The organism is Oleiphilus sp. HI0080, assembly GCF_001635135.1.
The window spans coordinates 1-4,629 of sequence record NZ_LWFU01000388.1 but is presented as its reverse complement, the minus strand read 5'-3'; the positions used below and the strand labels follow the sequence as shown (position 1 = coordinate 4,629).

Below are 4,629 nucleotides of genomic sequence, written 5' to 3'. Positions count from 1 at the left end.
ATACTTCCGCTACTCATGTTCGGTTCCTCGTTAAATATAAATTCTTCATCAATCTCTTAATTCGCTGTGCGCTAAACTGCAGCTGCACCGCTCACAATCTCTGAAATTTCTTGTGTGATTGCAGCTTGCCGTGCCTTGTTGTAAACAAGTTGTAGATCATTAATGATCTCGCCCGCATTGTCTGTTGCGGCTTTCATCGCAATCATTCGAGCGGCTTGTTCACATGCTGCATTTTCCACAACGCCTTGATACACCTGAGATTCGACATAACGAGTCAACAAACCATCAAGCAAATCTTTCGCGTCTGGTTCGTATATGTAGTCCCAATGATGTTGAAGCTCCTGTTCTTCTGAAGCTTCTAGAGGAAGTAGTTGATGTACTCCCGGTTCTTGCGTCATGGTCGTGACGAACTTGTTGTAAACAACATACAGTCGATCAATCTCGCCTTTATCAAACGCATCTAGCATCACCTTCACAGAACCAATCAGCTCATGTGCTGAAGGCTCATCGCCAAGATGACTCAATGCAGCGACGACATTGCCACCGTAGTTCTTAAAAAATGAGATAGCCTTGGAACCGATGGCACAAACATCCACCGAGACCTCTTTAGCATCCCATTCTTTCATGTCGGCCAGTGCACGTTTGAACAAGTTAACGTTCAAACCACCACACAAACCGCGGTCTGTTGATACAACAATATAGCCGACACGTTTTACATCACGATCTTGCAAATATAAGTGATTATATTCTGGATTCGCATTTGCCAAATGACTAACCACAGAGCGGATCTTATCTGCATATGGTTTACCCTGGCTCATACGCTCTTGCGCTTTACGCATCTTACTCGCTGCTACCATTTGCATAGCGCTCGTAATCTTTTGCGTGCTTTTAACGCTTGAGATCTGATTTCGTATTTCTTTACCAACGGCCATTGTTAGTTGCCTTTAAAGTCTCGTTTAAAAAAACTCGATTAAAGGGGCGAACCCCTTTAATTACCAAGTTTGGGTAGACTTAAATGTCTCCAATGCACTCTTGATACCGCTAGCGATATCATCGTTGTAGTCGCCCTTTTCGTTGATCTTAGCCATAAGATCCGCTTGCTCCGCATTCATGTAAGAAAGCATTGCCGCTTCGAAATCAACCACTTTATTCACTGGAACATCGTCAAGGAAACCTTCATTGGCTGCGTATAAAACTACACCCATCTCAGCAACACTTTGTGGAGCGTACTGCTTCTGTTTCATTAACTCTGTAACACGCTGACCATGCTCAAGCTGCTTACGAGTCGCCTCATCAAGATCCGAAGCGAACTGAGCAAATGCTGCAAGTTCACGATACTGAGCAAGCGCTAGACGCACACTACCACCAAGCTTTTTGATGATCTTAGTCTGAGCTGCACCGCCTACACGAGATACAGAAATACCTGCGTTCATCGCTGGACGAACACCGGCGTTAAACAGGTTTGTTTCCAAGAAGATCTGACCATCGGTAATCGAAATTACGTTTGTCGGAACGAACGCTGAAACGTCACCACCTTGTGTCTCGATGATCGGGAGAGCGGTCAAAGAACCTGTCTGGCCTTTAACAGCACCATTAGTAAACTGTTCTACGTACTCTTCGCTAACGCGAGACGCTCGCTCAAGAAGGCGCGAGTGCAAGTAGAATACGTCACCAGGATATGCTTCTCGGCCCGGTGGACGACGAAGAAGCAATGAAATCTGACGGTACGCCCAAGCTTGCTTAGTCAAATCATCAAAAACGATCAATGCGTCTTGCCCATTGTCACGGAAGAATTCACCCATTGTTGTGCCAGCATAGGGTGCAAGAAACAACATTGCTGCTGGATCCGCTGCACCAGCAGCTACGATGATGGTGTGATCCATTGCACCATGTTCTTCAAGCTTGCGCACAACAGCCGCAATCGATGACTGCTTTTGACCAACTGCGACATAGATACACTTAACGCCTGTACCTTTCTGGTTAATGATCGCATCAATAGCGATTGCAGTTTTACCAGTCTGACGGTCACCGATGATCAACTCACGCTGACCACGACCGATTGGTACCATGGAGTCAATCGCTTTCAAACCAGTTTGCACTGGCTGATCAACCGACTTACGCGCGATTACACCTGGAGCAACCTTTTCAATTGGCGCAGTAAGATCTGACTCAATCGGACCTTTACCATCAATTGGGTTACCCAAACCGTCTACAACACGACCAAGAAGGGCGTCACCGATTGGTACCTCAAGGATACGACCAGTACAACGAACCTTTTGACCTTCAGCCAGACCGTTGTACTCACCAAGTACAACAACACCAACTGAGTCACGCTCAAGGTTAAGCGCCATACCGTAGACGCCGTTTTCAAATTCAACCATCTCACCGTACATCACTTCGGCAAGACCGTGAACCAATACGATACCGTCAGAAACACTGACGATAGTGCCCTCATTTCGGGCCTCAGAAGAGATATCGAGCTGCTCGATACGCTTCTTAATAATTTCGCTGATTTCAGCTGGGTTTAGCTGTTGCATGCTTTAATTCCTCAAATCTGAATCCGCTACCTAAGCACTAACTGCTTCTGCTAGTTTGGCTAACTTGCCTTTCACAGACGCATCAATTACCAAATCGTTTGCGCGAATAATAGCGCCTCCCATCAACGAGTCGTTTACTGTTGATGTCACATTCACTTTACGATCTAGCTTTTGACTCAATGCTTGTGCCAGCTTCTCTTGTTGTTCACTACCCAAGTCGAATGCACTTTCTACAATAACGTCAACCGAATGCTCTAGTTGCGCTTTCAAAGCCTCAAACAACGATGCAATATCTGGCAACAAACCAATTCGGTTATTCTCAGATAGTACATGAACAAGGTTTTGACCCTGTTCATTCAGTTGATCGCCACACACATCACAAAATGCGTCGGCTTTTGCTTTACTTGTCAGTGCTGGGTGATCGAGAACAACAACCATATTCTCGTCCTTAGCAATTGCAGAAGCATAAGCAAGCATGCTTGACCAAAGATCAAACGCACTAGTTGCTTTTGCAGCTTCAAATGAAGCTTTCGCGTAAGGTCGGGCAATCGTGATTGACTCTGCCATCATCCACTCTCAATAGTTAAATTTCAGAGGCAAGCTGGTCTAGTAACTTGCTGTGCTTACTTGCATCAATTTCCGAACCAAGAATTTTTTCCGCCCCAGCAAGTGCAATTGCTGATACTTCTGCGCGAAGTTCTTCTCGCACACGGTTTTTCTCTTGCTCGATCTCAGCTTGAGCAGCTGTGAGAAGACGATCGCCTTCTTTTTTAGCGTTCTCTTTCGCCTCATCTACGATTTGGCTCGCACGCTTGTTTGCTTGCTCAATGAGTTCAGCTGCTTGCACTTTCGCGTCTTTAAGTTCTTCACCTGCTTTTTTCTGTGCAAGTTCAAGATCTTTAGAAGCACGATCTGCGGCTGCTAAACCATCGGAAATTTTCTTCTCTCGCTCTTGCATGGCTGCCATGATTGGCGGCCATACATATTTCATGCAGAACAACACGAAAACAGCGAAGAAGATTATTTGTCCTATAAGTGTGTAATTGATATTCACACCAATAACCTCGCTATGTTGCCGGTTTACTTAATCGGAATTACTAAATCGGTATCGATTAAGCACCAACACCTGGAGCAACTACGAAGATCAAGTACATTGCGATACCAACACCGATGATTGGGATTGCGTCGATCAAACCAGCAAGCAAGAACATTTTACCTTGCAACATTGGACCAAGCTCTGGTTGACGTGCTGTACCTTCAAGCAAACGGCCTCCAAGAAGACCCATACCTACCGCTGCACCAAGTGCACCCAAACCAAGCATGATTGCTGCTGCAATGATTACTAGTTCCATTTTTTTCTCCTATCGTTTCAATTTAAAAGTGAAGTTTTAAAAAGTCTCTGTTAGTGGTCTTCGTGAGCCATGCTCAAGTAAACCACCGTTAGTACCATAAAAATAAACGCCTGTAAGGTGATAACCAAGATGTGGAATATCGCCCAGCCTAGCTGTAACAACCCACCAAACAAACCAAAGAATAAACCTGCGCTGTACATCACGGCGATCAAGATAAAGATCATTTCGCCAGCATACATGTTACCGAACAGTCGAAGCCCAAGTGAGAACGGCTTGGCCAACAGACCAACCAACTCCATGAACAGGTTCACTGGGATAAACATCCAGTGATTAAATGGGTGCATTGTCAATTCCTTCACAAAGCCACCCACTCCTTTGATCTTGATTGAGTAGTACAGCATCAAGATAAAGACTGCTAATGCCATACCGAGCGTGATGTTCGGATCGGTCGAAGGCACAATTTTCTGGTATTCAACGCCAAGTGCCATCATGATTTCGGGCACAACGTCTACAGGAATAAGATCCATCAGGTTCATCAGAAAAACCCAAACGAAGATCGTCAATGCTAGGGGCGCTACGATCGGGTTACGTCCGTGAAACATGTCTTTCACATTATTGTCGATAAATTCAACGATAATCTCGACAAAATTCTGGAGACGACCTGGTACACCTGAAGTGACAGATTTGGCTACGAGACGGAATAACAAGCAGAAAATAAGACCTAGTCCGAAAGACCATGC

6 protein-coding genes are annotated in these 4,629 nt (G+C 45.2%); all 6 read right to left on the bottom strand.

Translation table 11 applies throughout. From position 1 onward, the window contains the following. Positions 1–71: 71 nt before the first annotated feature. Positions 72–932, bottom strand: a complete 861-nt coding sequence (atpG, locus tag A3751_RS06730; RefSeq protein WP_068453653.1) for a F0F1 ATP synthase subunit gamma — start codon at positions 930–932, stop codon at positions 72–74. A gap of 60 nt (positions 933–992) precedes the next feature. After that, positions 993–2,537, bottom strand: coding sequence for a F0F1 ATP synthase subunit alpha (atpA, locus tag A3751_RS06725; protein WP_068453652.1), 1,545 nt, complete (start codon positions 2,535–2,537; stop codon positions 993–995). Positions 2,538–2,567: 30 nt separating this feature from the next. Continuing rightward, positions 2,568–3,104, bottom strand: a complete 537-nt coding sequence (locus tag A3751_RS06720; RefSeq protein ID WP_068453650.1) for a F0F1 ATP synthase subunit delta — start codon at positions 3,102–3,104, stop codon at positions 2,568–2,570. 16 nt (positions 3,105–3,120) lie between these two features. After that, the gene (locus tag A3751_RS06715; RefSeq protein ID WP_068453648.1) at positions 3,121–3,591 is read right to left on the bottom strand and encodes a F0F1 ATP synthase subunit B; all 471 of its coding nucleotides are present in this window, start codon (positions 3,589–3,591) and stop codon (positions 3,121–3,123) included. Between the two features lie 58 nt (positions 3,592–3,649). Then, the gene (gene atpE / locus A3751_RS06710; protein WP_068453646.1) at positions 3,650–3,889 is read right to left on the bottom strand and encodes a F0F1 ATP synthase subunit C; all 240 of its coding nucleotides are present in this window, start codon (positions 3,887–3,889) and stop codon (positions 3,650–3,652) included. Positions 3,890–3,939: 50 nt separating this feature from the next. Then, positions 3,940–4,629 (bottom strand): F0F1 ATP synthase subunit A (gene atpB / locus A3751_RS06705; RefSeq protein ID WP_068453644.1); only part of this gene is annotated, 690 nt, incomplete at its 5' end.